Source organism: Pseudomonas sp. PS01299 (genome assembly GCF_029960145.1).
GTDB lineage: Bacteria > Pseudomonadota > Gammaproteobacteria > Pseudomonadales > Pseudomonadaceae > Aquipseudomonas > Aquipseudomonas putida_A.
Genome location: NZ_JASCPO010000349.1, coordinates 1 through 4276, shown reverse-complemented (window position 1 = coordinate 4276; position 4276 = coordinate 1). Strand labels below are relative to the sequence as shown.

4 protein-coding genes are annotated in these 4276 nt (G+C 61.1%); 1 reads left to right on the top strand and 3 read right to left on the bottom strand.

Going from position 1 to position 4276, the window contains the following annotated elements:
• Positions 1-184: 184 nt before the first annotated feature.
• Positions 185-970, bottom strand: a complete 786-nt coding sequence (locus tag QMX91_RS29390) for a DeoR/GlpR family DNA-binding transcription regulator (protein ID WP_223008344.1) — start codon at positions 968-970, stop codon at positions 185-187.
• Positions 971-1222: 252 nt separating this feature from the next.
• Positions 1223-2116 (bottom strand): LysR family transcriptional regulator, encoded by an 894-nt coding sequence (locus QMX91_RS29385; protein ID WP_177416196.1) that lies wholly within the window; start codon positions 2114-2116, stop codon positions 1223-1225.
• Positions 2117-2200: 84 nt separating this feature from the next.
• Between QMX91_RS29385 and QMX91_RS29380 the strand changes: the two genes are divergently transcribed.
• Complete coding sequence (locus tag QMX91_RS29380) at positions 2201-2977, top strand: NAD(P)H-dependent oxidoreductase (RefSeq protein WP_223008345.1); 777 nt, start codon at positions 2201-2203, stop codon at positions 2975-2977.
• Between the two features lie 160 nt (positions 2978-3137).
• On the opposite strand, the gene QMX91_RS29375 is transcribed toward QMX91_RS29380, so the two are convergent.
• A complete protein-coding gene (locus QMX91_RS29375) occupies positions 3138-4157 on the bottom strand; it encodes an AbrB family transcriptional regulator (RefSeq protein ID WP_134786724.1) in 1020 nt (339 codons plus the stop codon).
• Between the last annotated feature and the right edge of the window lie 119 nt (positions 4158-4276).

Sequence of the window (4276 nt, the reverse complement as noted above, 5' to 3'; positions counted from 1 at the left end):
CCGGCCGGCAACTGCCCCCCCCCATTGAACTGCCTTCCAATTGTGGGAGCGGGCTTGCTCGCGAAGGCTCCAGCCGCCTCACTATACAAATCTCAGTCCGGCAACTGCCCCCCCCCCATTGAAATGCATTCCAAATGTGGGAGCGGGCTTGCTCGCGAAGGCGCCAGCAGCCTCACTACAAATCTCAATCAGGCAACTGCTCCACCACAATCCCCAATCGCCGATAATCCTCGACACTGCCCGACGCCACATGCCGCTCGGTTATCAGCGTATGCAGGCGCGTGCACGACGCCACCACAAACGGCTCCACCGCGCCGAGCTTGTCCGCCGTGGTCACCGCAATCACCCGCGCTGCGCTGTCGAGCAGCGCCTGTTTCACCGGCACTTCATCGAAATGCAGCGAGGTGATGCCCACCTCCGGATGAATCGCACAGACCCCGGTAAACGCCAGATCCGCCTTGATCCCGGCCAGCATGCGCACCGCCTCGTGCCCACTGGCCGACATCGTGCGCGGGTTCAGTTGTCCCCCGGCCAGAATCACTTTCACCCCCTTGTATTCCGACAAGGCAATCGCTGTCATCGGCGCGGCGGTCACCGCAGTGATCTGGATATCCGCGCGCAACGAGCGCGCCACCTGCAACGCGGTCGAACCGGAATCGAACAGCACAATCTGCCCGTCCTCGACCTTTTGCGCCGCCAACTGCGCCAGCCGCACTTTTACCTCATCGGTCTCTTCCAGCCGGGTGAAGTAATCCTTGCCGCTGTCCTTGGGCCTCGGCAACGCCCCGCCATGCACGCGCTGCACCAGTCCGGCGTGGTCCAGTTCGGCCAAGTCGCGGCGGATGGTGTCTTCAGACACAGCGAAGTGCTGGCTCAACTCGGAGGCCATGACCTTGCCGTCGCGTTCGAGGATCAGAAGGATTTTCTGCCGACGCAGGGATGGCAGTTCGGTGACCGAATGATCGTGCATGGTTTTGCCTGTTTATGCTTGTAGTTGCAGGTTTTGCCGAGACTAGCGAAAGCTTTGGGCAAACACAAACCGGCCGGTATCAATTGTTTCGATCATTGGAATCAACATGCCGAATTTTTTCTTTGCATTCAGCCTGTTCAGAATGGCCTCACTTTAAAACGGCTCAGGATGAACAGCTGATGAATCTCAATTTTGCGTTTGCGTGCATGATCGTGGTGTCTTTTGCGATTGCCCTGGGCCACGCCTGATACGTCACACCGACGCCGCCAGATGCTCACGCAACCATTTGTGTGCCGGATCGCGATGCGCGCGCTCGCCCCAGAACATCGCCATTTCGTAGCCCGGCACCGGCAACGGCGCATCGACTACCTGCAACGCCGGGTTGTCGCGAACCAAGCGTGACGGCAGCATCGCCACCAGATCGGTACTCGCCAGCACCGACATCACCATCAGAAAATGCGGCACCGACAGCACCACTTTGCGCGCCAGGCCGACCTCGGCCAGCGCCTTGTCGGTCACCCCGAAAAAGCCCCCGCCCTCGCGCGACACCATCACGTGTTCCAGCGCACAGAACTGTTCGCGAGTCGGCTTACGCTTCAACCCCGGATGCCCGACACGCCCGGCCAACACGTAATGCTCGGTGAACAGCACCCGTTGATGCAGATCCAGCGGCGCCTCTTCGGTGATGTGCAGCGCCAGGTCAAACACGCCCTGCTCCGCTTGCCTGGCCAACTGCGCCGGCATCAGATCGAGCACTGCCAACCGCGTGCCCGGAGCCTGAAGGCGCAAACCGCTGAGCGCTGGCAGCACCACTGTCGATTCGCCGTAATCCGTCGCCGCGACTTTCCAGACATGCCTGGCCTGCGCCGGATCGAACGCGCTGGCCGGCGCCACCGCGCGCTCCAGTGCTTCCAGCGCCTCGCGCAACGGCTCGCGCAATTCATCGGCCCGCGCCGTCGGCCGCATGCCCCGTGGCCCGGGCAGCAACAGCGGATCGCCGAAGATTTCGCGCAGCTTGGCCAGATGCACGCTCACCGACGGCTGCGACAGACTCAACCGCTCTGCGGCGCGGGTTACATTGTGTTCTGCCAACAACACGTCTAGGGTCAACAGCAAGTTGATATCCAGACGTCGTAAATTATTCATGGCTATACCTGACATATCAGACATTCATTTCCAATATACCGATCAAGGATTGATCCTGCCTGCATTCAACCAAGGAGTTGCCACATGAATGTGCTACTGGTCTACGCCCACCCCGAAGCCACTTCGCTCAACGGCTCGCTCAGGGACTTCACCGTCCAGCGCCTGCAAGCCGCCGGCCACACCGTGCAGGTCTCCGACCTGTATGCGATGAACTGGAAAACCACGATCGACGCCGATGATGCCCCCGGTCGCGATGAAAGCCGGCCATTCCATGCCTCGATTGATTCGAAACTGGCTTACCAACAGGGCCGGCAGTCCGCCGACATCGCCCGCGAGCAGGAAAAACTGTTGTGGGCCGACGCGCTGATCCTGCAATTCCCGCTGTGGTGGTTCACCATGCCGGCGATTCTCAAAGGCTGGGTCGAGCGCGTGTATGCCTACGGGTTTGCCTACGGTGTCGGCGAACACTCCGATGCGCGCTGGGGCGAGCGCTACGGCGAAGGCAAGATGAAAGGCAAACGTGCGATGCTGCTGGTCACCACCGGAGGCTGGGATTCGCACTACAGCCCACGCGGGATCAACGGGCCGATTGATGATTTGCTGTTTCCGATTCAGCACGGCGTGCTGTTCTACCCCGGTTTCGACGTGGTGCCGCCCTTCCTGGTGTACCGCGCCAGTCGCATGGATCAAGCGCGGTTTGCCGAGACCTGCGAGGCACTGGGCACGCGGCTGGATGAATTGTGGAGCACGCGGCCGATAGCGTATCGGCAGCAGAATGCCGGGGATTATGAGATCCCGGCGTTGACGCTCAAGGATGATATTGCTCCGGGTGAGCAAGGGTTCGCCGCCCACACTTTGTAAAGATCACTGAACCTTTGTGGCGAGGGAGCTTGCTCCCGCTCGGCGACGCAGTCGTCGCAAAACCTGCGATTTTGGTACACCTGAAACACCGCGGCATCGGGGTTTGGGGCCGCTGCGCAGCCCAGCGGGAGCAAGCTCCCTCGCCACAGGGGGATGTGCTTCAGACTTCCTCCCGCGCCCGCCGCACCTGCACCAACAACGCCGGCGCAAAGTGCAGCAAGACCATCCGCGCCAGGTGGTGAGTCAGGATGAACACCACATTCAGACCACCGGCGAAGGCGACAATCGCAATCGTCTCGATCGCCCCCGGCATGTACGCCAGCCACAGCGACAGCGGATCACTGCCCAGCCAGCGCGCCGCCACTTCGGCAAATGCCGCCGCCACCACGATCATCAAGCCGACCGACACCAGCGCCGTCCGCCCGTGCCGCCCCAATTCCGCAAGACCGAGTCCCTGAAAGCGCGAGCCAATCCGCACGCCAAGAATCAGCGCCGCCAGATTCAGGCTCCAGTCCGGCATGTGAAAGCCGTGCAGCCATCCCGATTTCACAAACACCGCCGTCAGCAGAATCGCCGTCAACATGAACGGCGCCGGCACGCCGATCACCAACAGCAGTCGCCCGATGACGATGCTCAAGCCGATCAGCGCCAGCACGGTCAACGCCATGCCCGTGCTCAACGGAGCGCTTTCAACCACCGCCACCGAGGCCTGCCCGGGAATCAAAAAGCTCACCAGCAGCGTGATCAGCAACAAGCGCATCAAGTGCACGATGATGACTTTGCTCGAAGCCTTTTCCGACTCCAGCAAATCGAACACCGCCGCCAATGCACCGGGGTACACCGCCAACAGCGCATCGGTGCGATTCCAGCCAGCGCCGCGGGTCAGCCACCATCCGGCGAGGGCAATCTGCACGGTCAGGCATATCAGCAGAACGCCGAGGCTTGGCAACATCGCCGACGCCGTCACACTGTCCCACGCCTCGAACATCAGCCCGGTGGCGATGCCCAGCGTGACCTGGATGTAGCCCAAACCATAAGGCGTCGCGGGGGCAAACCCGAACTTGGTGGCGACCAATGCGGTGACAAGAATCGCCCCCAGCAACAAGCCATGAGGGACACCGCTGACCTGCAACGCAGCGCCGACAGCGGCAGCGATCAACAAACACAGAATCGATTTCATATTCTTCGCCTTCCTGGCTATTTCCCTGAGGTATTCCACTCCCCTGTAGGAGCTGCCGAAGGCTGCGATCTTTTGACTTTGATTTTTATAAGCAAGATAAAAAGATCGCAGCCTTCGGC